We start from the raw sequence: 25275 nt of genomic DNA on the forward strand, positions 1-25275 counted from the left end.
CGGTGTCGCGCCTGCCCATGTCCAGCCAAAGCTAGATGTCCCTCAGTCGTGTTTCGGTCACCGCGGTGCGTAACCTGCAGCCGGTGACCTTCTCCCCCTCCCCGCGTATCAATATCCTTTACGGCGCCAACGGCAGCGGAAAAACCAGCGTGCTCGAAGCGCTGCATCTGCTCGGGCTTGCACGCTCGTTCCGCAGTACCCGCCTGCTGCCGGTGATCCAGTACGAGCAACTCGCCTGCACGGTCTTCGGTCAGGTGGAGTTGGCCGAGGGCGGGCACAGCGCGTTGGGGATATCGCGGGATCGACAGGGTGAATTCCAGATCCGCATCGACGGGCAGAACGCCAAGAGCGCCGCGCAACTGGCGGAAATCCTGCCGCTGCAACTGATCAACCCGGACAGCTTTCGCTTGCTGGAGGGCGCGCCGAAGATCCGTCGACAGTTCCTCGATTGGGGCGTGTTCCACGTGGAACCTCGTTTCATGTCGACCTGGCAGCGCTTGCAGAAGGCCCTGCGGCAGCGGAACTCATGGCTGCGGCATGGTACACTTGACGCCGCTTCGCAAGCGGCCTGGGACCGGGAACTGTGCCTGGCCAGCGCCGAAATCGATGAATACCGCCGCGCTTACATCAAAGCCTTGAAACCAGTCTTTGAGCAGACCTTGAGCGAGCTAGTCGAACTCGAGGGCTTAAAGCTGAGCTATTACCGGGGTTGGGACAAAGAGAAGGAATTGAGCGCTGTGCTCGCCTCTTCCCTGCACCGGGACCAGCAAATGGGTCACACCCAAGCCGGACCACAGCGAGCTGATTTGCGTCTTCGATTGGGCGCACACAATGCCGCGGACATCTTGTCCCGGGGTCAGCAGAAACTGGTGGTCTGTGCCTTGCGCATTGCTCAGGGGCATCTGGTCAGTCAGGCCCGGCGCGGCCAGTGTATTTATCTGGTGGATGACCTGCCGTCCGAGCTGGACGAGCAACACCGTCGTGCACTCTGTCGCTTGCTGGAAGACTTACGCTGCCAGGTGTTTATCACCTGTGTAGACCACGAATTATTGAGGGAAGGCTGGCAGACGGAAACGCCAGTTGCTTTGTTCCACGTGGAACAGGGCTGTATCACCCAGACCCACGACCATCGGGAGTGAAGGCATGAGCGAAGAAAATACGTACGACTCGAACAGCATCAAGGTGCTGAAAGGTTTGGATGCCGTACGCAAACGTCCCGGTATGTACATTGGCGACACCGATGATGGCAGCGGTCTGCACCACATGGTGTTCGAGGTGGTCGACAACTCCATCGACGAAGCGCTCGCCGGCCATTGCGACGACATCAGCATCACCATCCACCCGGATGAGTCCATCACCGTACGCGACAACGGTCGCGGTATTCCGGTAGACGTGCACAAGGAAGAAGGCGTTTCCGCAGCCGAGGTCATCATGACCGTGCTGCACGCCGGCGGTAAGTTCGACGACAACTCCTATAAAGTCTCCGGCGGTCTGCACGGTGTAGGTGTGTCGGTGGTGAACGCCCTGTCCGAATTGCTGGTGCTGACCGTGCGTCGCAGCGGCAAGATCTGGGAACAGACCTACGTCCACGGTGTTCCTCAGGAACCGATGAAAATCGTCGGCGAGAGCGAAACCACCGGTACCGAGATTCACTTCAAGGCCTCCGCCGAAACCTTCAAGAACATCCACTTCAGCTGGGACATCCTGGCCAAGCGGATTCGTGAACTGTCCTTCCTCAACTCCGGTGTCGGCATCGTCCTCAAGGACGAGCGCAGCGGCAAGGAAGAGCTGTTCAAGTACGAAGGTGGCCTGCGTGCGTTCGTTGAATACCTGAACACCAACAAGACTGCGGTCAACCAGGTGTTCCACTTCAACATCCAGCGCGAAGACGGCATCGGCGTGGAAATCGCCTTGCAGTGGAACGACAGCTTCAACGAGAACCTGTTGTGCTTCACCAACAACATTCCACAGCGCGATGGCGGTACTCACCTGGTGGGCTTCCGCTCCGCGCTGACCCGTAACCTGAACAACTACATCGAACAGGAAGGTCTGGCGAAGAAGCACAAGGTCGCCACCACCGGTGACGATGCTCGTGAAGGCCTGACCGCGATTATTTCGGTCAAGGTGCCGGATCCGAAGTTCAGCTCCCAGACCAAGGACAAGCTGGTTTCTTCCGAAGTGAAGACCGCTGTCGAACAGGAAATGGGCAAGTACTTCTCCGACTTCCTGTTGGAAAACCCGAACGAAGCCAAGCTGGTGGTCGGCAAGATGATCGACGCCGCCCGTGCCCGTGAAGCGGCGCGTAAAGCGCGTGAAATGACCCGTCGCAAAGGTGCGCTGGATATCGCCGGCCTGCCGGGCAAACTGGCGGACTGCCAGGAAAAGGACCCTGCCCTTTCCGAACTGTACCTGGTGGAAGGTGACTCTGCTGGCGGTTCCGCCAAGCAGGGTCGTAACCGTCGTACCCAGGCGATCCTGCCGTTGAAGGGCAAGATCCTCAACGTGGAAAAAGCCCGTTTCGACAAGATGATCTCGTCCCAGGAAGTGGGCACCCTGATCACCGCACTGGGCTGCGGTATCGGTCGCGAAGAGTACAACATCGAGAAGCTGCGTTATCACAACATCATCATCATGACCGATGCTGACGTCGACGGTTCGCACATCCGTACCCTGCTGCTGACGTTCTTCTTCCGTCAGTTGCCGGAGCTGATCGAGCGTGGCTACATCTACATCGCCCAGCCGCCGTTGTACAAGGTGAAGAAAGGCAAGCAGGAGCAATACATCAAGGACGACGACGCCATGGAAGAGTACATGACGCAGTCGGCCCTGGAAGACGCGAGCCTGCACCTGAACGAAGACGCACCGGGTATTTCCGGCGAAGCGCTGGAACGTCTGGTGAATGACTTCCGCATGGTAATGAAGACCCTCAAGCGCCTGTCGCGCCTGTACCCGCAGGAGCTGACCGAGCACTTCATCTACCTGCCGGCGGTGAGCCTGGAGCAACTGGGCGATCACGCGGCAATGCAGGAATGGCTGGCCAAGTATGAAGTCCGTCTGCGTTTGAACGAGAAGTCCGGCCTGGTCTACAAAGCCAGCCTGCGTGAAGACCGTGAACGTAACATCTGGCTGCCGGAGGTCGAATTGATCTCCCATGGCCTGTCCAACTACGTCACCTTCAACCGCGACTTCTTCGGCAGCAACGACTACAAGACCGTTGTCACCTTGGGCGCGCAGTTGAGCTCCCTGCTCGACGAGGGTGCTTACATCCAGCGTGGCGAACGCAAGAAAGACGTGACCGAGTTCAAGGAAGCCCTGGACTGGCTGATGGCCGAAAGCACCAAGCGCCATACCATCCAGCGCTACAAAGGGCTGGGTGAGATGAACCCGGATCAGTTGTGGGAAACCACCATGGACCCGACGGTTCGCCGGATGCTGAAAGTGACGATCGAAGACGCCATCGGCGCCGACCAGATCTTCAACACGCTGATGGGCGATGCGGTAGAGCCACGTCGTGACTTTATCGAGAGCAACGCGTTGGCGGTGTCGAACCTGGATTTCTGATCGGGTGTAGGTTCACAGAATAGTTGCGCATTTTCACAAATAAATGGTTCGGCTAACCCCTGGGGTTGGCCGGCCATGCCCAAAGGAGGCCCGCTATCAGCGGGCCTTTTTTTTGGCGTGCGACGATACTATTTATGCCACCCAGGCGCGTGTGGCGTGAACCTGTGCAAGCTGACACTGCATTACTCGCCGTAGTGTGAAACTCAGTTCTTGGCAGCCGCCAGGTAGGGTGCCAAACGCCGCCCCATTTCCTCGCCGAGTGCCTGCAGCGCGTTCATGGGGCGAACCATGACTTCGAACTCGACAATCTTGCCGGTCTCGTCGAAACGTATCATGTCGATGCCCTTGAGCTGCCGGCCCGCCACCTCGGCGCTGAACTCCAAGACCACACTGAGACCGTCAGCCGTGACCAGTTCACGATGATAAGTGAACTGCTCGAAGACCTTGATGACCGTGCCGAGGATGGTCGAGACCACCAGCACACCGGGGTATGGGGTATGAGCCATGGGAGAACGGAACACCACATCCGCCGCTAACAGCTCGGGCAAGGCGGCCAGGTCGCCGTGCGCGACCATGTCATGCCAGCGTTGCAGCGAGGCAGCGGCTTGCGGGTGAAGCTTGAGTTCGGACATCTTGCGTTCCTCGGTATCGTTATTGTTCTGGAGTGCATTCAACGTTCAGCAGCCAACTGCGAGCCCCGAAGGTATTGGAGGTTTGCGGGGACCTCAGCCTTCATTGAACTGTGCAGTGCAGCCTTATACTCTAGCCGCTGAGAGCTTATGCCAAGGATAGTCATGCGCGTCATCGTAATAGGCGGTTTGGGCAACTTCGGAGCGCGTATTTGCCAGCGCCTCGCGCAGGAGCCAGGTTTGACGGTGATCGCTGCCAGTCGCAGCACTGGCGGGGGCGTCCATACGTTCAGCTCCGGACAGACCGTGACCACCCTCCCCCTTGATATCAACTCCACCGACTTCGAAGCGCGCCTCGCCGAAGCTTCGCCGGGTCTGGTCATCCACTGTGCCGGTCCCTTTCAGGGCCAGGACTATGCTGTCGCGAAGGCCGCTTGTGCCGCCGGCGCACACTACCTGGACCTCGCGGACGGTCGGGACTTTGTCGAGCACTTCTCAGCCAATGTAGACGCCCAGGCAAAAGCCGCGGGTGTGCTCGCCATTTCGGGAGCCAGTAGCGTGCCCGGTTTGTCTTGCGCGGTGGCCGATCACCTGGCCAAGTCCTTTATCCGTGTGGACAGCATCAGGACCGTCATCGCGCCCGGCCAGCAGGCCGCGCGAGGCATCGCCACCATCGAGGCGGTGTTTGGTTATGCCGGGTTGGCCTTTGCGCGCTGGAATGGCGGCGCATGGGGTAAACAGTTCGGTTGGCAGGACATCCGGCGTTTCAGCTTCGTTGGCCTGGGCCCACGCTGGGGAGCGGCGTGCGATGTGCCGGACCTCGCGCTGTTTCCTGCCCGATACGCGGGTGTCAGCGATGTCGAATTCCATGCGGCGCTGGAACTGCGGATTCAGCATGTCTGCCTCTGGCTGGCTGCCGCCTTGCGACGGCTTGGATTGCCATTGCCGATCCATCGATGGGCGGCTCGGCTGGACGCAATGTCCGCCCTGGTGCTGGATCCGCTGGGCAGCGACATGGGGGCCATGAAGGTTCAAGTGCGTGGGGCGCTTAAGGGTAACAAACAAGGTTGTTTGACTTGGCAGTTAACCGCACCGGGTGGGCACGGGCCGGAAATTCCGTGCATGGCGGCGGTGTTGCTCGCCCGTAAGTTGGCGAATAACGAGCTTCACCTGACCGGAGCCTTCCCATGCATGGGGTTACTGGAGTTGGAAGAGTTCGAGGTTGAGTTCCAACGCTGGAAGTTCACGTCTGCCGTTGTCGAGGAAACGCAATGAAGCAACGTCGAATCACCCTGATCATGCCTTCCTCCGCCTCCGATGCTTTTGAAGCTTTTCACAACCACAGTGTGCGTCGGCAGTGGGATACGCTGTTGTCCCATGCGGCGGTCGAGGGTGGGGGCAGTCACCCCTACATCGGTGCAATCACGATCAACCAGGGGCGCGGGTGGAAACGTCTGTTTGCGTTGCGTACTCGCTTCGTCAATTACCGGCCGGCTCAAGTGGCGGCAGCGGTAATAGTGGAGCCGGCCGGATGCTTCCAATGGTGGGCAGCTTCAATGCGCCATCGTGATCTTGATGGGGCGACCTCGGAGCTGATTTATACGTTTAGCGTCCGATTGCGACCGAGGTGGTTGGGGTGGATTCTGGATCCGGTGGTGAACCGAGTGTTCGAATGGGAGACTCGGCAACGTTTTGCAGCGATGGCGACGTACCTACGTGCTGTTACCAAGGAACGTAGGGTGTGAAGGTCGGTTTTCGCCCCAAAGTCGGCGAGGGATTGTCGTCTTTTAAAGAAAAACCCCGGCCCCCAAAGGCCGGGGTTTTTTGCTATAGCCGCAGGCGGTCGGGATACCGATATAGCCCCAGCTCATAAAAGTACGGCTTCTTCTGTTACTTTGATCGGGAGTTCAAGCGTAAAAGTCGCCCCTTTGCCCACCCCGTCGCTCTGCACCGTCAAGCTGCCGCCCATCTCGTGAGCGGCGATCACGCAGCTGTGCAGGCCAAAACCGTGGCCGTCCTTGCGAGTGGTGAAACCATGGGAAAAGATACGTGTCAGGTTTTCCGGTGCAATCCCCTCACCGTTATCCGCGACCTGGATCTGCACGCTTTGTCCCTGATCCCAAAGCAGACGCAAGATGATCTGGTGTTGTCGGTCAGGCACTCCCCCCATCGCATGCTTGGCGTTACTGATGAGGTTGATCAGTATTTCCAGCACGCGACGCTTGTCGATCGACAACAAGGGCGCGTCGGCCAATTCTTTCACCACCGTCACCTGATGGCGCGAGAGTGAAGAGGCGCTCATCTTCATGGCCTCTTCAATCAGGTCCTGTACCTGAACGGGTTCCAGCATACTGGAGGTTCCGGCGTAGGCTTGCTGGGCAGCGACGATATCCTTGATATGGCTAATACCGTTGCTGAGCTGCTCCAGTTCTTCGATGATGCCCTGTCGCTCTACCGTCACCGCCTCTGCTAGCTTGAGCAGGTAGTCGGGGAGCATTTTTCCTTTCTGGTCCCGGGTGAGAAAATCGCTCAGGTCATGGGCGTGCTCGCTCATCAGATCAGCCACCTTGCCCAGCCCCTGGGCTTTCGAGCCGCGCATCCGGCTGCTGACCAGCTCCGCCGATATGTTCACGCTGTTGAGTACATTGCCGACGTTATGCAACACGTTGGTGGCGATTTCCGCCATACCCGCCTGACGGGCCGTAGACACCAGTTTGGCCTGCGTCTCTCGCAACTCCTCATTCACTTTGGCCAGCTGTTGTGGGCTCGGGATGAGCAGTGCCGCAGGGATCAATTTGATCAGGAGAACAGCGGTGATGCAGGAGGCGATGGCGGTAATGACCTTGACGAATGCGGATAGCCAGTAAGTGGGATGCCATATGGTCCATATCTCCAGCACATGGGTGCTGCCGCAAGCGAGGATAAAGACCCCAAAGGCACCAAACATCCAGTCAAAGGGGATATCACGTCTTTTTCGGATAAAGTAAATAAGGGTGATTGGAATTGTCATATAGGCCAGCGCAATCAGCGTGTCCGAAATGACGTTCATCCACAGGAGTTCGGGGATCCACAAATAGCAGTGCCCATGGGGCATGAATCCATCAGAACTTAATAAGCTGTACAGGTATTCCATAGCGGCTCTCCCACCTCATCATGTATGGCGTCCGTGAGTCTGGAACGTTGCTCTGCGTATCGATTCACCTTCTGTGTGTTTGGCCTGCGGTGTGGTGCCCCGCCAGTGGGTACTGCACTGAGTTCATAGTAGTCGCCGCCCGCTTCGACGGGGGGGATGTGCGCCCGTCCCTTTTTTCGCGATTAAAAGAGAATTCCTCCTTTTGTATTCAGCAAGCCTGTCTACACTCAAGAGTCTATGCCCATAGATGGCATTGTGCCGCACCCGGAAATTGAACGGTTTTACCACTATCCGACGACTGACCCTGCGCCCTGCTCAAGCGGGCCAGGGCCCCGGCGGATAGCCTTGTTATGCAGTGGAGCTTTGTTCAACTGATTCAGGGAGGAACCTATGTCGTCATCCGGCAACTTTCAGGTATCGCCGCCCGCCCCCCAGGCCGGCGCTTTTTTCTGGATGCCCCTCGTCCCCGCTGCCTGTGGCGCCGGCGTGCTGCTGTCGAGCGACTGGCGCCCTGCCAACCTGGCCTGGTCGGCGGGTTTGCTGGTGGTAGGGGGCCTCGTCGGACTGCTGAATCAGCGTCGCTACCGGCAGCTGTCAGCCCAGCTAGCGATTGCAGCCCAAGACGCCCTGACCACCACCGATACGACGGCAACGGGCGGTCTGGAAGCGGTCTGCCTGGAAGCCATCCCCATCTGGTCCCGGCAAATCGAAAGCTCTCGCGCCGAAACCGAAACCGCCATCATCGAACTGACCCGCCGTTTCAGCGCCATCGCCGAACATTTGCAGCAGACCGTCGACACCTCTCAGGCCACGGCGGGCGATCTGGCCGACCACAACCAGGGCGGTGCACTGGAGGTATTGGCCCAGAGCGATGCCGAGTTGCTGCATGTGATCGAGTCGCTCAAGACCATTCAGCAGAGCCGTGACGAGATGCTGGTACAGGTCCGCCACCTCACGAGCTACACCGGTGAGCTGCGCACCATGGCCAGTGAAGTGGCGGCCATCGCCCAGCAGACCAACCTGCTGGCGCTCAACGCGGCCATTGAGGCGGCCCGAGCCGGGGAAACCGGGCGTGGCTTCGCCGTGGTGGCCGATGCGGTGCGTACCCTCTCCAGCCAGTCCAGCGAAACCGGGCAGAAGATGTCCGCCAAGGTCGACATCATCAACGCGGCCATCACCCATCTGGTGGAGGCCGCGGCCAGCAGTACCGATCACGACAAGGATTCGGTGGCCGACTCGGAAGCCTGCATCCAGGGGGTACTCGAGCGTTTCAAGAGCATCACCGGCCAGCTCTCCGACTCCGCGGCCCTGCTGCAACGTGAAGGCCTGGGGATTCGCGACGAGGTCACCGAGGTGCTGGTCAACCTGCAATTCCAGGATCGGGTCAGCCAGATCCTCGCGCAGGTGCGCAATAACATGGAAGCCCTGCTCGGCCATTTGCGCGAAGCCCAACAGACCTCGGGAGCCTTGGTCGTCGACGCCCCCGCCTGGCTGGCAGAAATGGAGCTGACCTACGCCACCGATGAGCAACGGCGCAATCACCGCACGGGCAAGGTCAACGTCAATCAACCCACTAATACCCAGGAAATCACCTTCTTTTAGGAGCCGGTCATGGCGAAGAACGTAATGGTGGTCGACGATTCGAGCAGTGTTCGTCAGGTAGTCAGCATCGCTCTGAAAAGCGCCGGATACGACGTGATCGAAGCCAGTGACGGCAAGGACGCACTGGGCAAGCTGACCGGGCAGAAAATCCACCTGATCATCAGCGACGTGAACATGCCCAACATGGACGGCATCACCTTCGTCAAGGAAGTGAAAAAGCTGCCCAGCTACAAGTTCACTCCGATCATCATGCTCACCACCGAGTCCCAGGAAAGCAAGAAGCAGGAAGGACAGGCCGCCGGGGCGCGGGCCTGGGTGGTCAAGCCGTTCCAGCCGGCGCAAATGCTCGCCGCCGTGTCCAAGCTGATCCTGCCCTGAACCCAGGCATGACCAGGACCGGGCGAACAGGGAGATTCGAGCATGCCGATCATTTGCCAAACCGACACTTCGACCCCGCAACTGGGTATCGAAGGCGAGATGACCATCTACACCGTCGCGCAGCTGTATGCCGAACTGGCGCCGTTCCTGGAACGGGCCAGCGCGCTGGCTATCGATCTCTCGCAGGTCACTGAAATCGATGGCGCCGGTGTGCAACTGCTGATGCTCGCCAAGCGCGAAACCTTGTGCACAGGCGTGACCCTGCAACTGCGCGGACACAGCCCAGCGGTGCTTGAGGTGTTCGAACTGTGCGACCTGGCCGGCACGTTGGGGCGCCCGTGATCCAGGACTGCAACCTTCCCACGGCTCCCTGAACCCGGGACGATAAAAAGGACGCTATCGTGAGCATCAACCTCGATCTGGACCAGGCACAGCAAACCTTCATCGTCGAAGCACGCGAGTTGCTCCAGGACATGGAGTCTTCGCTGCTGCACCTGGAGTCTGAACCGGATGACAATGATGCCATCGGTGCGATCTTCCGTGCGGCGCACACCATCAAGGGTTCAGCCGGACTGTTCGGGCTGAGTCCCATCGTCGGCTTTACCCACATCGTCGAAGACGTGCTGGACCGGCTGCGCGATGGTGCCATCCAGGTCGATGGCGAGTTGATCGCCCTGCTGCTCAGAAGTGCCGACCACATGCTGGAGCTGGTTGAAGTGGTGGCCGGTGCCGGCGAGGCGTTGAGCGATAGCGCCCAGGAGCGTGAAGCGATCCTGCGCCTGGGGTTGCAGAACTACCAGGCGATGCAGGCGGCGTCTGTCTTGCCCACCCTGCTCGATATTCCCATGGCCCAGCCGGTGGCCGGCGAGGATTCGGTCAGTTCCGGCTATTGGCACATTTCCCTGCGTTTCGGCGCGGACGTGTTTCGCAATGGCATGGATCCGCTGTCCTTCCTCCGTTACCTGAATACCCTGGGTGAGATCGTCCATGTGGTGACGCTGGCCGATACCTTGCCCACCCTGCAACAGTTCGACGCCGAGAGTTGCCACCTGGGGTTCGAGATCGACCTGGATTCCGACGCCAGCCGCGAAACCATTGCCGAAGCCTTCGATTTCGTTCGTGACGACTGCCAGATTCATATCCTGGCGCCCCACAGTCGAATGGAGGAATACCTGCGACTGATCGATGCGCTGCCCGAAGAGCCTGCCCGCCTGGGGGAAATCCTTACCCGATGTGGCGCACTGACGGCCAAGGAGCTGGAAGACGGCTTGCGGACCCAGCGCGAGCGCACCGAGTCGGCCGGGACACCGGCGATGCCACTGGGTGAGATCCTGATTGAACAGCGCGTGGTCGAACCGGCTGTGGTGCAGTCCGCGCTGGAAAAGCAGGGTCGCCACCGCGAACCGTCCCAGGGGACGGCTGCCGAGGCGCACTTTGTCCGGGTCAATGCCGACAAGCTGGATGAACTGATCAATCTGGTCGGTGAGCTGGTCATTGCCAGCGCCGGGGCCAACCTGCTGGCGCGCGGCAGCGCGAATAGCCAGTTGCAGGAGTCCACTTCGGTGGTCTCGGGACTGGTGGAGGAAATCCTCGATGGCGCGCTGCACCTGCGCATGATCCCCATCGGCGAGACCTTCAACCGCTTCCGCCGTGTGGTACGGGATGTCAGCCAGGAACTGGGCAAGGACATCGAGCTGCTGATCAGCGGCGCCGACACCGAGCTGGACAAGACCGTGGTGGAGAAAATCGGCGATCCGCTGATGCACCTGTTACGTAATGCGATGGATCACGGCATCGAATCCCCGGCGGTGCGCCAGGCCGCCGGCAAGCCCGCCAAGGGGCGACTGCAGCTCAACGCCTTTCACGACTCGGGGAGCATCGTCTTGGAGATCGCCGACGACGGTGCTGGCCTGAACCGCGACCGCATTCTGCAAAAAGCCGTCGAGCGTGGCCTGGTTCCCGCGGCTTCGAACCTGACGGATCAGGAAATCTACAACCTGATCTTCGAACCGGGGTTTTCCACCGCCGAGGCGGTGACCAACCTGTCCGGACGGGGCGTGGGCATGGATGTGGTCAAGCGCAATATCACCCTCTTGCGGGGAACGGTGGACCTGGATAGCCAACCTGGCCAAGGCACGATCATCCGTATCCGCTTGCCGCTGACCCTGGCGATCATCAACGGATTCCTGGTGGGCGTCGGCCAGACTCACTACGTGGTGCCGCTGGAGATGGTCCAGGAGTGCATCGAATTGAATGCCCTGCAGCGTCAGGACAACTACCTGGACCTGCGCGGCGAAGTGCTGCCGCTGGTGCGTTTGCGCGACCACTTCGGCCATACGGGACACAGCGTTCGCCGCGAGAACGTGGTGGTGGTGCGCTGTGCCGAGCAAAAGGCCGGGCTGGTGGTCGATGATCTGCTGGGCGAATTCCAGACCGTCATCAAGCCCCTCGGCAAGCTGTTCAATGCCCTGCGCGGCATCAGCGGTTCGACCATCCTGGGCAGCGGTGAAGTGGCGCTGATCCTCGACGTTCCATCCTTGCTGGGGGAACTGGTCCAGCGTGAAACCCGGCAAGCCACTGTTCATTCCTTGACCGATAGCAAGACTGGCAACTCAGCCAACCACACCGCACATGGAGGGGCCCTTCAATGAAATGGTTCTACGATTTGAGGATAGCGACCAAGCTCATCACTTCGTTTCTGGTGGTGTTGGTCTTGATGGCGGCGATGGGAGTGTTCGCCGTCATTCAACTGGGCAAGGTCAACCAGACCGCCAGCGACATGCGCGAGAATTGGCTGCCCTCCGTGCGCCTGGCCTCGGGCATTCGCTTCTTTGTCGCCAACTACCGGATCAAGGAGATCCGCTATCTGCTGGCCGAAGACCCGACGGAACTGGCCCAGTATGATCAGGAGGCCACCGACGCGCGCAAGGAGGTCGAGACCCGCATTGTCCGCTATGAAAAGGAGGGGTTGATCTCCAGCCCTGCGGAACAGGCGCTGTTCGATACCTTCAAGACCGACTGGGAAAGCTATGTCACGGACAGCAAGAAGTTGTTCGCCGAGTCCCGGCAGGGTTCCAGGGAACAAGCCATGGTCATCCTCAAGGGGGATTCGAAGCGAACCTTCGAGGTGATCGGCAACGATCTGCTGAAGCTGATCGAACTCAACGACAACGGCGCGACCGCCGCCAATCAACGGGGCAATGAGATCTACGCCAACGGCCGGATGTCGATCATGGCCGCGGTCATCGCGGCCCTGCTCGTGGGCATCGCCCTGGCGTTGTTCATTTCGCGGATCATTGCCAACCCGCTGAAAACGGCTGCCGGGGTGGCCACCCAGTTGGCCGAAGGCAATCTGGCGGTCACCATCGAGCCGGGCGCCAAGGACGAAACCGGTCGCGTGCTCACGGCGATGCAGAGCATGGTCGGCAAGCTCTCGCAGATCATCGGCGAAGTGCGCACCGCCGCCGACAACCTGGCCAGCGCTTCCGAGGAAGTCAGTGCCACGGCCCAGTCCATGAGCCAGGCCACCAGCGAGCAAGCGGCCAGTGTCGAAGAGACCAGCGCGTCCATCGAGCAGATGAGCGCCAGCATCAACCAGAACACCGAAAACGCCAAGGTGACCGATGGCATGGCGAGCAAGGCCGCCAAGGAAGCCACCGACGGTGGCGACTCCGTGCAGCAGACCGTGCAGGCCATGAAGAAAATCGCCCAGCGCATCAGCATCATCGATGACATTGCCTACCAGACCAACCTGCTGGCCCTGAACGCGGCCATTGAAGCGGCGCGTGCCGGCGAGCATGGCAAGGGGTTCGCCGTGGTGGCGGCCGAAGTGCGCAAACTGGCCGAGCGCAGCCAGGTGGCGGCGCAGGAAATCGGCGAGCTTTCCACCAGCAGCGTCGAAATGGCCGAGCGGGCCGGGCACTTGCTGGATGAGATGGTGCCTTCGATCAACAAGACCTCGGACCTGGTCCAGGAGATCACGGCGGCCTCGGAGGAGCAGGCCGCGGGCGTGGCGCAGATCAATACCGCCATGAACCAGCTCAATCAGGTCACCCAGCAAAACGCCTCGAGCAGCGAAGAGCTGGCGGCCACGGCCGAAGAGATGAGCAGCCAGGCCGAACAGCTGCAGCAGGCGATGAGCTTTTTCACCTTGGCGGTGAGCAGCGCGACCCTGCACGTGGCACAGAGCCCGTCGCGTTCGGTGGGCGGCGTGGCGCAGGCGTTCGCGCGGGCACCGCAACCGGCGTTGCACAAGAGCTTCGCCCAGGCGGTCGGCCCCGACGAAAGCGAGTTCACCCGGTTCTGATCGACGCCTGGACGCGGGCCTTTTTCATGCAGGAGAGCAACATGGGTGCATTAACGACTACCCGCCAGGCGACCGCGGTGCAAACCCAGGAGGCGCAGTACCTGACGTTCCTCCTGGCCGGTGAAATGTTCGCCATCGGTATCCTGGGGATCAAGGAAATCATCGAGTATGGCAACGTCACGCCGGTACCGATGATGCCCGCCTTCGTGCGTGGGGTGATCAATCTGCGCGGGGCCGTGGTGCCGGTGGTGGACCTGGGCGCGCGTTTCGGCCAGCAGCGTTCGACCGTGACCCGGCGCAGTTGCGTGGTGATCATCGAGGCCAACAGTGACGACGGCCAGGTGCAGGATATCGGCCTGCTGGTCGACACCGTGTCCGAAGTGCTGGAAATACCGGCGGCCGAGATCGAGCCCCCGCCCAGCTTCGGTGCCCGTATTCGCGCCGACTTCATCAGCGGCATGGCCAAGGTCGAAGGCAAGTTCGTCATCGTCCTGGCGGTTGATCGGGTGTTGTCCGTGGATGAGATGTCGCAACTGGCGGAGGTCGGCGACAGCCCCGCACACCTGCTGCAGTGAGGGATGGGGAAGGAGTGTCAGGTTGAACGGCATCAAGCTCGAGGATCGCGAGTTCACTCAGTTCCAGGCCTGGCTATACGGGGCGGCGGGCATCAGCCTGTCGCCCGCGAAAAAGGCCCTGGTCGCCGGGCGCCTGTTCAAGCGCCTCAAGTACCACGCGCTGGAGAGCTACAGCGCCTATTTCAAACTGATCATGGGCAAGGAGAACGCCGGCGAGTTGCAGGTGGCCCTCGACCTGCTGACCACCAACGAGACGTACTTCTTCCGTGAACCCAAGCACTTCGACTTTCTGCGCCAACAGGTGTTGCCCCTCGCCTCGCCGGGAAAGACCTTCCGGGTATGGAGCGCGGCCAGTTCGTCGGGCGAAGAACCCTACAGCCTGGCCATGACCCTGGCCGAGAGCCTGGGGCGCACGTCCTGGGAGGTGATCGGCTCGGATATCAGCACCCAGGTGCTGGCCAAGGCCCGAACCGGGCATTACCCGATGGAGCGTGCGAGCAACCTGCCGCAACCCCTGCTGGCCCGCTATTGCCTCAAGGGCATCGGCCAGCAGGCCGGTACCTTCCTGATCGACAGGAGCCTGCGCCAGCGGGTGAGTTTCATCCAGGTCAACCTGAACGACAGCCTGCCGCAACTGGGCGAGTTCGACGTCATTTTCCTGCGCAACGTGATGATCTACTTCGATCAGGAGACCAAGCGCAAAGTGGTCGGTCGCCTCGTTCCGTTTCTCCGGCGCGGCGGTTATTTCATGATCAGCCACTCGGAAAGCCTGCACGGTGTCAGCGACGCGTTCAAGCTGGTGGCTCCTTCCATCTATCAAAAGCCATGAAGGCCGCCATCGCCATGGACGTCGAGGAAATCTACCTGGCTCCCGGGAGCCTGTGCTTTCGCAGCAACCCCACCCGTATTCGTACCCTGCTGGGCTCTTGTGTCTCGATGATTGTCTGGCATCCGGTGCGCAAGCTGGGCGGGATATCCCATTGCCTGCTGCCGGGCCGGAGGCAGCGTGGAATGCTCCTGGACGGCAGCTATGTCGACGAAGCCTTCGAATGGCTGATGCAGAGTATCCAGGGGTATCGGAGCGAGGCCAGCGAGTATCAGCTGAAGTTGTTCGGCGGCGGCGAGATGTTTCCCGAACAACCGCGCGATCATGCCGCCGGCGATATCGCCAGCCTGAACTGCGCGGCCGTCACTGCCATCGCGGCGCGCCTGCAGCTGTCGCCTTGCGCCATGGACCTGGGGGGGACCGGGCATCGCAGCCTGGTCTTCGACACCTGGAGCGGTGACGTCTGGGTCCGGCATCTCTCTTTGCAAACAGTAAAAGGCCGTCATGAAGAAAATAAGCGTCTTGCTGGTCGATGACTCCGCCGTGGTCCGGCAAGTGTTGATGGCGATTCTCGGCCAGGCACCGGATATCGAGGTGACGGTAGCTTCCGATCCGATCTTCGCCATGGACAAGATGGCCAGGGCCTGGCCGGACGTGATCGTGCTGGACGTGGAAATGCCGCGCATGGACGGCATCACCTTCCTGAGAAAGATCATGGCCGAGCGGCCCACGCCCGTGGTCATCTGCTCCTCGCTGACCGAGCGCGGCGCCGAGACCACCTTGCAGGCGCTGGCGGCCGGGGCTGTGGATATCATCACCAAACCCCAGGGCGGCGTTAAGCACTTCCTGCTCGAATCGGCCGCCCAGCTGCTCGCGGCCATTCGCGGCGCGGCCGGCGCCAACGTCAAGAACCTCGTCAAGCGGGCCGCCGCGCCGCGTCTTGAAGTCGGCAGCAAGCTGAGCGCCGATGCGATGCTGCCGGCGGCGGGTAGCCAGGCGATGGCCCAGACCACCGAACGTATCGTCGCCATCGGCACCTCCACGGGCGGCACCCAGGCGCTGGAGGCACTGCTCACCGTGTTGCCGAGGGTCTGCCCGGGGATCGTCATCGTCCAGCATATGCCGGAGAAATTCACCGCCTCCTTTGCCCAGCGTCTCAACGGCCTGTCGCAGATTGAGGTCCGCGAGGCGCAGAACAATGATCGGGTGCTGCCCGGTCTGGCCCTGATCGCTCCCGGCGGCAAGCACATGATGTTGGTGCGCAACGGCGCCTATTACCACGTCCAGGTGGCGGACGGCCCGTTGGTCAATCGCCATCGGCCATCGGTGGATGTGCTGTTTCGCTCGGTGGCCCGATTCGCCGGGAAGAACGCCACCGGCATCATCATGACCGGCATGGGCGACGACGGTGCCCGTGGCCTCAAGGAAATGGTCGATGCCGGCGCCGCGACCGTGGCCCAGGACGAGGCCAGCTGCGTGGTGTTCGGCATGCCCAGGGAAGCCATCAAGCTGGGTGCCGCCCAACGTGTCCTGCCCTTGCAGGACATCCATCTGGCGGTACTCGGCAAGTAGCGCGCCGACCCCGGTTCCAGGCCAGCGCTGGGAATAGTTCCCACTGGGCACATTTGCCCTGTGGATGCCTCAATCATTGCGCCATGTCAGGAGCGATTCAGTTCTCGGCTGTATGATGTCGAGAAATATGCGGTAATAGAAAACTTCGATCCGTCTCCCCCGGCCAGACGCCTCCAGGATAAGACCATGTCCGACCCGCAGCCCTTGACTCCCCTGGAACCGGAAAAGCCTTCCGCCTCACTGGGCGAACAAGCCCGCTCGATGGGCCTCAGGGCCAATCGCTTCATCGCTCTCACGGGACTGCAAGGCAAGGGGCTTGCGCTGGTGCTCGGGTTGCTGGCTTTTGTCTGGGTCGTCGGCGGCATCTACAAGGTCCAGCCCGACGAACAGGGCATCGTCCTGCGCTTCGGCAAATGGGTCGACACCACCGAAGCCGGCCTGCACTACCACCTGCCCTTCCCCATCGAAACGGTGCTGCTGCCCAAGGTCACCACGGTCAACCAGCTGCAACTGGGGCATGGCCCAGCGCTCGGCCTGAACGACAGCTCCCTGTCCCGCGACAAGCAGATGCTCACCGGCGACGAGAATATCGTCGAAGCCGATTGCGCGGTGTTCTGGCGGATCAAGGACGCCGGGCAGTTTCTGTTCAGCATGGACAAGCCCGAATTCGCCATCAAGCTGGCCGCCGAAAGTGCCCTGCGCGAAGTGATCGGCCGCACGCCGATCCAGGCGGCCCTGTCCGACAAGCGCCAGCAGATTGCCGATGAAACCAAGGTGTTGTTGCAAGGCCTGCTCGACGCGGAAAAAGCCGGTGTATTGATCACCCAGATCCAGTTGCAGCGCGTCGATCCGCCGCCGGCGGTGATCGATGCCTTCAACGATGTGCAGCGCGCCCGGGCCGACCAGGAACGCGCGCGCAACGAGGCGGAGGCCTACGCCAACGACATTCTTCCGCGGGCCCGGGGCGAAGCGTCGCATATCAACCAGGAAGCCGAAGCCTACAAGGCCCAGGCGGTGAACCTGGCTGAAGGCGATGCGAAAAGCTTCCTGGCGGTGTACGAAAGTTATGCACAGGCCAAGGACGTAACCAGCTGGCGCCTGTACATGGAAAGCACCGATGAAGTGCTGAAAAAAGCGTCCAAGGTGATCATCGATACCTCCGGCAAAGGCGTTTCCGGGGTGGTGCCCTACATGCCGCTGTCGGAGCAGGACAAACGCCCGGCCAAGGAGCAGACCCGATGAAACCGTCGATTCGTGGGGCCTTGGTGATCCTGGCGCTGGTTGTCCTGTGGGGGATCGGTTCTTCGCTGTACACCGTCGATGAAGCCCAGCAGGCCCTGGTGGTCAGGCTAGGGGCGCCGACCGAGCCGGTGCGCACCCCGGGCCTGAAACTCAAGGTGCCGCTGATCGATACCGTCATCTACTACGACACCCGCATCCTGACCCTGGCGCCGCCTTCCGAGCAGGTGATCCTCGGCGACCAGAAACGCCTGGAGGTGGAAACCTATGCGCGTTATCGCATCGTCGATCCGCTGCGTTTCTATCAGGCCTTGCGCACGGTCGACCAGGCCAATGCGCAACTGGCCCAGTTGGTCAGCTCGTCGCTGCGGCGTGAGTTGGGACAGGTCATGCTCAAGTCGCTGCTGTCCGCCGAGCGGCCGAAGATTGTCGAGCGTATCCAGAACGAGGTGGTGGAGAAGGCCAGGCCCCTGGGCATCGAAGTCACCGAAGTGCGTTTTCATCGGGCCGACCTGCCCTTCGAAACCAGCCAGGCCATCTATGACCGGATGAAGTCCGAGCGCCAGCGCGAGGCCAAGGAACTGCGGGCCCAGGGCTTCGAGTGGGCGCAACAGATCCAGGCCAATGCGGAACGCGAACGGGCGGTGCTGATCTCCGAAGCGCAACGGCAAAGCCGCATCACCCGTGGCGAAGCCGATGCCCTGGCGAACCGCATCTCGTCCCAGGCGTTCGACAAGGACCCCGAGTTCTACAAGCTGTACCGCAGCCTCCAGACCTATCGGCAATCGCTGTCCGAATCCGCGCCGACCCTGGTGCTTTCACCGGACACGGCGTTCCTCAAGGATCTCAAGAGCGGCCCGGCGGTGAATGGCCGACCCTGATGCCCACCCTGTACAGACGCTCTCCATGAGCCGGGAACAGACATGATGCCAAGCGTTTCAATCCGCTCGAGCCGGCTGCGCCTGATGGCTGCCGCCGTGGGCCCGGGGCTGGTGGTGATGCTGGCGGATACCGAGGCCGGCAGCGTGATCACCGCTGCGCAGAGTGGCGCGCAATGGGGCTATCGGCTGCTGTTGCTGCAGTTCCTCATCATTCCCCTGCTGTATACCACGCAGGAGCTTTCGATCCGCCTGGGGCTGGGAACGGGCAAGGGCTTTGGTGAACTGGTGCGCCAGCGGTTTGGTCGGGGCATTGCGTTGCTGTCCCTGGCGACGCTGGTCCTCAGTTGTTTCGGCGCGCTGGTGACCGAGCTGAGCGGGTTGGCCGGGGTCGGCCAACTCTTCGGCGTCCCCCTGTGGGAAACCATCGGCGTACTGGTGGTGCTGATCTTCGCGATGGTCTGCTCCGGCTCCTACCATGGCGTCGAGCGCGTTGCGATTTGCCTCGGTCTGTTCGGCGTGGCCTTTATCGCCGTGGCCTGGAACGCTCACCCCGATCCTCGGCAGATCGCGGCGCAGTGGTACCAGATGCCGCTCCACGACAGCTCCTATCTTTATCTGGTGGCCGCCAACCTGGGCACCAGCGTCATGCCGTGGACAGTGTTCTACCAGCAATCGGCGCTGATCGACAAAGGTCTGGGCGCCCGGCACCTGAAAGCGGCGCGCATCGAAACCCTGCTCGGCGCGACCCTCTGCCAGATCCTGACCGCCGCGGTGGTGATTGCCGCGGCGGCGTGTTTCAACCGATCCGATGCCTCCTTCACCCTGACCAACGTGCCGCAACTGGCCGATGCCTTTACCGCTTCCTTGGGCCAGACGGTCGGACGCGTGGTCTTTGCGATGGGCTTGGCCGGGGGGGCGCTGGTGGCCACCATCGTGGTCTGCCTGACCGTGGCCTGGGGTGTCGGCGAGGCCACCGGCCGACGGCATTCGCTGGAGCAGCATCCCACCGAGGCACCCTGGTTCTATGCGGCATTCGCCGCCATGTTGCTGGGGGCCGGGGCGCTGGTGGGTTCCGGGGTCAATCTGGTCGAGCTGTCGATCTTCACCGGCGTGGTCAATGCGCTGTTGCTGCCGGCGGTGCTGGGCCTTCTCTATTGGCTGGCGCGCACGCAGTTGACCGGGGCTTTCAGGTTGCAGGGTGGGTATGCGCGGGTGGTGGGCGTGGTGTTCGGGTTGGCCTCCCTCACCGGCCTGTTCTGTGGTGTGGGAGGTTTGTGGAATTGATGAAGACGGTTGCGGGAGCGGCAAGATGATCGGGTTGGATGCCGGGATGCAGGGGATCAACCTGACACTGCAGGTGTTCCTGCTGGACCTGCTGCTGAGTGGCGACAACGCCGTGGTCATCGCGCTGGCCTGCCGTCACCTGCCGGCCCGGCAGATGCGCCAGGCGATATTCGCCGGGATGGGCGTGGCGGTCGCCCTGCGGGTCCTGTTCACGGCGGTGATCGGTCTGTTGCTCAAGGTGCCCTGCCTGAAACTGCTGGGCATGTGTGCGCTGGTGGTGATTGCCATCAAGCTGCTGGTGGCGGATGAAGATGCCGAACACCTGCCGCAGCGTTCGGGCAGCACGCTGTGGTCGGTGATCGGGATTATCGTGTTCGCCGACCTGACCATGAGCCTGGACAACGTGGTGGCCCTGGCTGCGGTGGCCCAGGACAACGTGGGGATTCTGGTACTGGGGTTGCTGCTGAGCATCCCGATGCTGATGTATGGCAGTTTGTTCGTCAGCGGGCTGTTCAAGCGTTATCCGCGGTTGGTCCCGGCGGGTTGCGCCTTGCTGGGCTGGGTGGCCGGGGATATCGGCATGTCCGATCCGCTGATCGCCGATTGGGTGACGGCCCAGGCACCGGGGCTGGTGTTGGCGATGCCGCTGGCCTGCGCGATTTTCGTGCTGGTGGAAAGCCGGATCATCCGACGCAACCTGCGTTTGCTGCCCAGGCCTGAACCGGTAGTGCGCCAGGCCCGTGTGGATGAGCCGCTGATTGCCGAGCCGCTGCCGGCCAGTGTGGTTCGGCTGGTCGCGGCGGCAGAGGATCTTCCCGGGATTCGTGAACCCCTGCCTGCCGAGTTGTCCTCTTCCGAGACGCCTTTGCCGCCTGTGGATAACCCGCCTGTCGAGCCTTTGCCGGGCGAACCGAACCGCAAGCGCCGATGGTACTGGGCCGGGGCGCTGGCGACGCTACCGGTGCTGGCCTACATCGGTTATTCGGTGGTCTATGTCGGCATCATCAACCGCGGCTACATGCCGACGCCCAGGCTGCTGAGTAGCTACGAGTGCCCTGGCTTCAACGGGCCGTTCATCTTTTTCTACCAGCATGGCAAGGACACCGTGCGTATTCGTGGCAGTGCCGGCTCGCTCGACGGTGCGCTGATCAAGGGCCGGCTGGAGTGGATCAATGCCACCCGGGCCTCGTCGTTGCTCGGTTTTACACCGCCCGAGGAAATCACCAATGACGATGCCACCTCCATTCGCATCAATGGGGGGAGCTTTTCGCAAATGGACTGTTACAGGAAAGGCTAGAGGGGCGATATTTTCACTGTGCCAGCAACACGCCCTGCTCCCTCGCACACAACGCCAGCAGAAAATCCCACACCACCCGTAACCGCACGGACTTGTGCAACTCCCGCCGGGTACTGATCCAGTAGCTGCGCTGGATGGTTTCCTCCGGCAGCACGCGCACCAGCTGCGGATCGTCCTTGGCCATGTAGTTGGGCAGCACCGCAATCCCCAGCCCGGCCCGCGCCGCCTGTTGCTGGGCAATCACGCTGGTGCTGCGAAAAATCACATTCGGCGTGCGGCAGAAGTTGTTGAGGAACAGCAGTTCCTCGCTGAACAGCAGGTCGTCGACGTAGCCGATCCAGTTGTGTTGCGACAGGTCGTCCCGGTACTGCAAGGCCGGCGCGCGGGCGAGATAGTCCCGGCTGGCATAGAGCGCCAGGCGATAGTCGGTGAGCTTGCGGGTGATCAACAGGTCGGCGTTGGGCCGGTCGAGGTGGATGCTGATTTCCGCCTCGCGGTTGAGGATGCTGACGAAACGCGGCACCGCCACCAGTTCCACTTCCAGCCCTGGATAACGTTCGAACAGCCCGCCCATGCGGGTGCTGAGAAACATGATGCCGATCCCTTCGGTCACTCCCAGGCGAATCTTGCCCAGGGGCGCGATGGCCTGGGTGATTTCCTCCTGGGCCAGCAAGGCGACGTTTTCCATGGCCTCGGCATGCTTGAGCAGGGCCTGGCCCGAGGGTGTCAGCTCGTAGCCCTGGGCATGTTGGACGAACAGCGCCGTGCCCAGGCTCTGCTCGATGGTCTCGATATGCCGGGCCACGGTGCTGTGGGTGGTGTTCAGGCGTTTGGCCGCGGTCAGCAGGCGTCCGCTGCGCTGCAGCTCGAGAAAAAAACGCAGGTCGTTCCAGTCGAACATGGGGCTTCCTTGTGAATCGCGGGGTTCACCGGCCTTGTTTGAAAACGCACAGCACTTGCGCAAAAACGAAGGTTTTCATCTCGAAACTAATCAATAACATGAAGGGAGACAAGAACAATAAAAAAGGCGAGGTTGCCTATGCCATCAACCCACTTGCCCTATGACTATGTGATAGTCGGCGCCGGGCCCGCCGGCTGTGTGCTAGCCAATCGGCTGTCCGCCGATCCACGCAATCATGTCCTGCTGCTGGAAGCCGGCGGCCAGGACAACTACCCGTGGATTCATGTGCCGGTGGGGTATCTGTACTGCATCGGCAATCCGCGTACCGACTGGTGCTTCAAGACCGAAGCGCAATCCGGCCTGCAAGGTCGCAGCCTTGGCTACCCGCGTGGCAAGGTGCTGGGCGGCAGCTCATCCATCAACGGCATGATCTACATGCGTGGCCAGGCCGGCGACTATGATCGCTGGGCCGCGCAAGGCAATCCGGGTTGGGCCTGGAGCGATGTCCTGCCGCTGTTCAAGCACAGCGAAAACCACTTTGGTGGGGCCAGCGAATTCCACAGCGACCAGGGCGAGTGGCGGGTCGAGCAGCAGCGCTACTCCTGGCCGATCCTCGATGCATTCCGCGATGCCGCCGCTGAAAACGGTATTGCCAGCGTCAGTGATTTCAATGTCGGCGACAATCAGGGCTGTGGATACTTTCAGGTCAACCAGCGTTCCGGCGTGCGCTGGAACTCGTCGAAAGCCTTCCTGCGGCCGATTCTCAAGCGTCCCAACCTGACGATCCTGACGGGCGTCCAGGTCAACCGGGTGAACCTGGAAGAGGGCCGCGCCTGTGCCGTCGTCGCCCGCTGGCAGGGTGAGGAACATGTGTTCAATGTTCGCCGCGAGATCATCCTGTGCGCTGGCTCGGTCGGCTCCCCCGGCATTCTCCAGCGTTCGGGCATCGGCCCACGGCCCTTGCTGGAAAACCTCGGGATCGCGGTTCGTCACGAACTGCCCGGGGTCGGCGGCAATCTGCAGGATCATCTGCAACTGCGGCTGATCTACAAAGTCAGCAATACCCGCACCCTCAACCAGGTCGCCAATAGCCTGTGGGGCAAAGTCGGCATGGGCCTGCGCTATCTCTACGACCGCAGTGGTCCGCTGGCCATGGCACCCAGCCAGTTGGGGGCGTTCGTGAAGTCCTCGCCCGAACAGGCCTCGGCCAATTTGCAGTACCACGTGCAGCCCTTGTCGCTGGAGCGCTTCGGCGAGCCGCTGCATCGGTTCCCGGCCTTTACCGCTTCGGTGTGCAACCTGCGGCCGCTGAGCCGGGGACGCATCGATATTCGTTCGGCCGATCCGGATGTGGCGCCGCTGATCGATCCGAATTACCTGAGCGACCCCGAGGATCTGAAAGTCGCGGCCCAGGCGATTCGGCTGACCCGGCGTATCGTCGACTCCCCTGCCCTGCGGGTGTTCAAACCCGAGGAATACCTGCCCGGACCGGCGCTGCAAACCGAGGAGCAACTGCATGAGGCGGCTGCGCGGATCGGTACGACGATCTTTCATCCGGTGGGCACCTGCCGGATGGGCAACGGCCCGCTGGATGTGGTGGATGCGCGGCTGCGGGTGCACGGTATCCCGGGGTTGCGGGTCGCCGATGCGTCGATCATGCCGGACATCGTCTCCGGCAATACCTGTTCGCCGACGGTGATGATTGCCGAGAAGGCGGCGCAGATGATCCTGGAGGATGCCCCGGCTGTGCCCGACATTCGAACGGAGGAAATCCCGGTTCCCTTGTAGGAGCCGGCTTGCTGGCGATGGCGGCCGAATAGGCGGCGTATGACTCAAGGGCCTCATCGCTGGCAAGCCAGCTCCTTGTATCTCGACTAACGCCTCGTCAGAGGCGATAGTTCTCGACTGATCATCGAGGGAAGACCGAGAAGCCGTCCAGCTCCTAGGGCCTCGAGCCCGCATTATAGATACGTGCTCCGGCCTTCCACACTCACTCAGCAAGTTCGAACGGTATCTAGTGGCCCGCTTCGGCGTGAGCACGTATTGGCAAGGCAGAACCGAGTGCAGTGGTGATCTTTTCGGATTTCAGGGAGAAGACCATGTCCGCTTTCGTGGGTATCGACACAGCCAAAAACACCTTCGACATCGCTACGCCGTTGGACAACGGCAAGTTCCGTACGAAGGCCAAGCTGCCCAATAACGCTTCAGGCTTCAGCGAGGTCGAGGCCTGGCTGGAGAAACATGCCGATCCGCAAGCCTGGGTCGTCATGGAGGCTACCGGCACCTATCACGAGGCTCTCGCAGACTTCCTGCATGCAAAAGGTTATCGAGTTTGCATCGTTAACCCTGCCGTCATTCATGCGTTCGGCAAGGAGGATTTGCGTCGGGTCAAAACCGACAAAGCCGATGCCAAACTGATCGCCGCCTATGCCCAGCAGAAGCAGCACAAACTCAGAGCCTGGGTACCAGAACTGCCTGCTCGCCGTCGTTTAAGGGCTTTAGTCCGGCGACTGGAGGATCTCCAGGAAATCCTGCAAATGGAGACCAACCGCCTGGACGTCGCCCAAGCCAACGTCCAAGCCTCGATCCTGTCCGTGATCAATCACGTGAAAAGTGAGATTGCCGCGACTCAGAAGGCCATCAAAGACAACATTGATGACGATCCTGACCTACGTCAGAAGCGTGATTTGATCGTGTCCATCGACGGGTTGGGTGAAACGAGCGCCGCCTTGATCCTCGCCGAACTGGGCGACCCTCTGGACTACAGTGGCCCTCGCGCTGTTGTGGCATTTGCAGGCCTGAATCCATTGATAGACCAATCAGGTAACTACGTTGGTCCGACGCCGATATCCAAGACCGGCTCGGCCAGCCTACGGACCGGAATGTACATGCCTGCGATGGTGGCGATGAGATGGAACCCGGCGGTCAGGGCACTGAGCGAGCGCCTGAAAGCCAAAGGAAAGGCCCCTAAACAGATCATCTGTGCAGCAATGCGCAAGCTGTTACATCTGGTCTACGGAGTGCTCAAATCAGGCATACCGTTTGACCCAAACATCGCGCTTGCGCGATGAGGGTCAAGACGGTATCTACA

The 25275-nt window shown here is 61.3% G+C and carries 21 protein-coding genes and 2 pseudogenes; 20 read left to right on the top strand and 3 right to left on the bottom strand.

Annotated elements, in window-relative coordinates:
- Nucleotides 1–35: 35 nt before the first annotated feature.
- Nucleotides 36–1139, top strand: a complete 1104-nt coding sequence (gene recF, locus UCMB321_RS27570) for a DNA replication/repair protein RecF (protein ID WP_040071865.1) — start codon at nucleotides 36–38, stop codon at nucleotides 1137–1139.
- A 4-nt stretch (nucleotides 1140–1143) separates the two neighbouring features.
- Nucleotides 1144–3561: a DNA topoisomerase (ATP-hydrolyzing) subunit B gene (gyrB, locus tag UCMB321_RS27575; protein ID WP_040071866.1), complete on the top strand. Its 2418-nt coding sequence runs from the start codon at nucleotides 1144–1146 to the stop codon at nucleotides 3559–3561.
- A gap of 203 nt (nucleotides 3562–3764) precedes the next feature.
- On the opposite strand, the gene UCMB321_RS27580 is transcribed toward gyrB, so the two are convergent.
- Nucleotides 3765–4193 (bottom strand): nuclear transport factor 2 family protein, encoded by a 429-nt coding sequence (locus tag UCMB321_RS27580; protein WP_040071867.1) that lies wholly within the window; start codon nucleotides 4191–4193, stop codon nucleotides 3765–3767.
- A 162-nt stretch (nucleotides 4194–4355) separates the two neighbouring features.
- On the opposite strand from UCMB321_RS27580, the gene UCMB321_RS27585 reads away from it, so the two are divergent.
- Nucleotides 4356–5465: a saccharopine dehydrogenase family protein gene (locus tag UCMB321_RS27585; RefSeq protein ID WP_040071868.1), complete on the top strand. Its 1110-nt coding sequence runs from the start codon at nucleotides 4356–4358 to the stop codon at nucleotides 5463–5465.
- Nucleotides 5462–5935 (top strand): hypothetical protein, encoded by a 474-nt coding sequence (locus tag UCMB321_RS27590; protein WP_040071869.1) that lies wholly within the window; start codon nucleotides 5462–5464, stop codon nucleotides 5933–5935. The genes UCMB321_RS27585 and UCMB321_RS27590 overlap by 4 nt, the downstream gene beginning before the upstream one ends.
- Nucleotides 5936–6057: 122 nt before the next feature.
- On the opposite strand, the gene UCMB321_RS27595 is transcribed toward UCMB321_RS27590, so the two are convergent.
- The gene (locus UCMB321_RS27595; protein ID WP_040071870.1) at nucleotides 6058–7323 is read right to left on the bottom strand and encodes a sensor histidine kinase; all 1266 of its coding nucleotides are present in this window, start codon (nucleotides 7321–7323) and stop codon (nucleotides 6058–6060) included.
- Nucleotides 7324–8253: 930 nt separating this feature from the next.
- Between UCMB321_RS27595 and UCMB321_RS31920 the strand changes: the two genes are divergently transcribed.
- From UCMB321_RS31920 to UCMB321_RS27660, 14 genes and pseudogenes are all read left to right on the top strand, one after another.
- Nucleotides 8254–8925 carry a methyl-accepting chemotaxis protein gene (locus UCMB321_RS31920; protein WP_425338621.1) on the top strand — a complete coding sequence of 224 codons (672 nt, stop codon included), beginning with the start codon at nucleotides 8254–8256 and terminating at the stop codon, nucleotides 8923–8925.
- Nucleotides 8926–8934: 9 nt separating this feature from the next.
- The gene (locus UCMB321_RS27605) at nucleotides 8935–9303 is read left to right on the top strand and encodes a response regulator (RefSeq protein ID WP_040071872.1); all 369 of its coding nucleotides are present in this window, start codon (nucleotides 8935–8937) and stop codon (nucleotides 9301–9303) included.
- Between the two features lie 42 nt (nucleotides 9304–9345).
- Entirely contained in the window at nucleotides 9346–9645 is a 300-nt protein-coding gene (locus UCMB321_RS27610) for an STAS domain-containing protein (RefSeq protein WP_040071873.1), read from the top strand.
- Between the two features lie 65 nt (nucleotides 9646–9710).
- A pseudogene (locus UCMB321_RS31925) lies at nucleotides 9711–10113 on the top strand (Hpt domain-containing protein); the annotation flags it as partial.
- 80 nt (nucleotides 10114–10193) lie between these two features.
- Nucleotides 10194–11954, top strand: a pseudogene (locus UCMB321_RS27615) (chemotaxis protein CheA); the annotation flags it as partial.
- The gene (locus UCMB321_RS27620) at nucleotides 11951–13609 is read left to right on the top strand and encodes a methyl-accepting chemotaxis protein (protein WP_040071874.1); all 1659 of its coding nucleotides are present in this window, start codon (nucleotides 11951–11953) and stop codon (nucleotides 13607–13609) included. The pseudogene UCMB321_RS27615 and the gene UCMB321_RS27620, both read left to right, overlap by 4 nt.
- A 41-nt stretch (nucleotides 13610–13650) precedes the next feature.
- Nucleotides 13651–14184, top strand: a complete 534-nt coding sequence (locus tag UCMB321_RS27625) for a chemotaxis protein CheW (RefSeq protein ID WP_040071875.1) — start codon at nucleotides 13651–13653, stop codon at nucleotides 14182–14184.
- A 22-nt stretch (nucleotides 14185–14206) separates the two neighbouring features.
- Nucleotides 14207–15013 carry a CheR family methyltransferase gene (locus UCMB321_RS27630; protein WP_040071876.1) on the top strand — a complete coding sequence of 269 codons (807 nt, stop codon included), beginning with the start codon at nucleotides 14207–14209 and terminating at the stop codon, nucleotides 15011–15013.
- Complete coding sequence (locus UCMB321_RS27635) at nucleotides 15010–15546, top strand: hypothetical protein (RefSeq protein WP_040071877.1); 537 nt, start codon at nucleotides 15010–15012, stop codon at nucleotides 15544–15546. Before UCMB321_RS27630 ends, UCMB321_RS27635 begins: the two co-directional genes overlap by 4 nt.
- On the top strand, nucleotides 15515–16582 hold the full coding sequence (locus UCMB321_RS27640) for a protein-glutamate methylesterase/protein-glutamine glutaminase (RefSeq protein ID WP_040071878.1): 1068 nt from the start codon (nucleotides 15515–15517) through the stop codon (nucleotides 16580–16582). The genes UCMB321_RS27635 and UCMB321_RS27640 overlap by 32 nt, the downstream gene beginning before the upstream one ends.
- 186 nt (nucleotides 16583–16768) lie before the next feature.
- Nucleotides 16769–17824 carry an FtsH protease activity modulator HflK gene (gene hflK / locus UCMB321_RS27645; RefSeq protein ID WP_040071879.1) on the top strand — a complete coding sequence of 352 codons (1056 nt, stop codon included), beginning with the start codon at nucleotides 16769–16771 and terminating at the stop codon, nucleotides 17822–17824.
- Nucleotides 17821–18702: a protease modulator HflC gene (gene hflC / locus UCMB321_RS27650; RefSeq protein ID WP_040071880.1), complete on the top strand. Its 882-nt coding sequence runs from the start codon at nucleotides 17821–17823 to the stop codon at nucleotides 18700–18702. The genes hflK and hflC overlap by 4 nt, the downstream gene beginning before the upstream one ends.
- Before the next feature lie 45 nt (nucleotides 18703–18747).
- Nucleotides 18748–19986: an NRAMP family divalent metal transporter gene (locus UCMB321_RS27655; protein ID WP_209437216.1), complete on the top strand. Its 1239-nt coding sequence runs from the start codon at nucleotides 18748–18750 to the stop codon at nucleotides 19984–19986.
- 25 nt (nucleotides 19987–20011) lie between these two features.
- Entirely contained in the window at nucleotides 20012–21283 is a 1272-nt protein-coding gene (locus UCMB321_RS27660; RefSeq protein ID WP_052451372.1) for a TerC family protein, read from the top strand.
- A gap of 13 nt (nucleotides 21284–21296) precedes the next feature.
- Here the strand turns inward: UCMB321_RS27660 and UCMB321_RS27665 are convergent, their stop codons facing one another.
- Nucleotides 21297–22184: a LysR family transcriptional regulator gene (locus UCMB321_RS27665; protein WP_040071882.1), complete on the bottom strand. Its 888-nt coding sequence runs from the start codon at nucleotides 22182–22184 to the stop codon at nucleotides 21297–21299.
- A gap of 138 nt (nucleotides 22185–22322) precedes the next feature.
- On the opposite strand from UCMB321_RS27665, the gene UCMB321_RS27670 reads away from it, so the two are divergent.
- On the top strand, nucleotides 22323–23972 hold the full coding sequence (locus tag UCMB321_RS27670; RefSeq protein ID WP_040071883.1) for a GMC family oxidoreductase: 1650 nt from the start codon (nucleotides 22323–22325) through the stop codon (nucleotides 23970–23972).
- Nucleotides 23973–24283: 311 nt separating this feature from the next.
- Nucleotides 24284–25255 carry an IS110 family RNA-guided transposase gene (locus tag UCMB321_RS27675; protein ID WP_040063012.1) on the top strand — a complete coding sequence of 324 codons (972 nt, stop codon included), beginning with the start codon at nucleotides 24284–24286 and terminating at the stop codon, nucleotides 25253–25255.
- Nucleotides 25256–25275 lie beyond the last annotated feature (20 nt).

The sequence above is a fragment of the Pseudomonas batumici genome, assembly GCF_000820515.1.
GTDB classification, from domain to species: Bacteria; Pseudomonadota; Gammaproteobacteria; order Pseudomonadales; family Pseudomonadaceae; genus Aquipseudomonas; species Aquipseudomonas batumici.

Excerpts from the sequence above, each read along its gene's own strand:
- hflK (WP_040071879.1), top strand. The coding sequence starts at position 16,769 with ATGTCCGACCCGCAGCCCTTGACTCCCCTGGAACCGGAAAAGCCTTCC.
- UCMB321_RS27620 (WP_040071874.1), top strand. The coding sequence starts at position 11,951 with ATGAAATGGTTCTACGATTTGAGGATAGCGACCAAGCTCATCACTTCG.
- UCMB321_RS27595 (WP_040071870.1), bottom strand. The coding sequence starts at position 7,323 with ATGGAATACCTGTACAGCTTATTAAGTTCTGATGGATTCATGCCCCAT.
- recF (WP_040071865.1), top strand. The coding sequence starts at position 36 with ATGTCCCTCAGTCGTGTTTCGGTCACCGCGGTGCGTAACCTGCAGCCG.
- gyrB (WP_040071866.1), top strand. The coding sequence starts at position 1,144 with ATGAGCGAAGAAAATACGTACGACTCGAACAGCATCAAGGTGCTGAAA.
- UCMB321_RS27660 (WP_052451372.1), top strand. The coding sequence starts at position 20,012 with ATGATCGGGTTGGATGCCGGGATGCAGGGGATCAACCTGACACTGCAG.
- UCMB321_RS27605 (WP_040071872.1), top strand. The coding sequence starts at position 8,935 with ATGGCGAAGAACGTAATGGTGGTCGACGATTCGAGCAGTGTTCGTCAG.
- UCMB321_RS27580 (WP_040071867.1), bottom strand. The coding sequence starts at position 4,193 with ATGTCCGAACTCAAGCTTCACCCGCAAGCCGCTGCCTCGCTGCAACGC.
- hflC (WP_040071880.1), top strand. The coding sequence starts at position 17,821 with ATGAAACCGTCGATTCGTGGGGCCTTGGTGATCCTGGCGCTGGTTGTC.
- UCMB321_RS27635 (WP_040071877.1), top strand. The coding sequence starts at position 15,010 with ATGAAGGCCGCCATCGCCATGGACGTCGAGGAAATCTACCTGGCTCCC.
- UCMB321_RS27675 (WP_040063012.1), top strand. The coding sequence starts at position 24,284 with ATGTCCGCTTTCGTGGGTATCGACACAGCCAAAAACACCTTCGACATC.
- UCMB321_RS27585 (WP_040071868.1), top strand. The coding sequence starts at position 4,356 with ATGCGCGTCATCGTAATAGGCGGTTTGGGCAACTTCGGAGCGCGTATT.
- UCMB321_RS31920 (WP_425338621.1), top strand. The coding sequence starts at position 8,254 with ATGCTGGTACAGGTCCGCCACCTCACGAGCTACACCGGTGAGCTGCGC.
- UCMB321_RS27640 (WP_040071878.1), top strand. The coding sequence starts at position 15,515 with ATGAAGAAAATAAGCGTCTTGCTGGTCGATGACTCCGCCGTGGTCCGG.
- UCMB321_RS27670 (WP_040071883.1), top strand. The coding sequence starts at position 22,323 with ATGCCATCAACCCACTTGCCCTATGACTATGTGATAGTCGGCGCCGGG.
- UCMB321_RS27665 (WP_040071882.1), bottom strand. The coding sequence starts at position 22,184 with ATGTTCGACTGGAACGACCTGCGTTTTTTTCTCGAGCTGCAGCGCAGC.
- UCMB321_RS27625 (WP_040071875.1), top strand. The coding sequence starts at position 13,651 with ATGGGTGCATTAACGACTACCCGCCAGGCGACCGCGGTGCAAACCCAG.
- UCMB321_RS27655 (WP_209437216.1), top strand. The coding sequence starts at position 18,748 with ATGCCAAGCGTTTCAATCCGCTCGAGCCGGCTGCGCCTGATGGCTGCC.
- UCMB321_RS27590 (WP_040071869.1), top strand. The coding sequence starts at position 5,462 with ATGAAGCAACGTCGAATCACCCTGATCATGCCTTCCTCCGCCTCCGAT.
- UCMB321_RS27610 (WP_040071873.1), top strand. The coding sequence starts at position 9,346 with ATGCCGATCATTTGCCAAACCGACACTTCGACCCCGCAACTGGGTATC.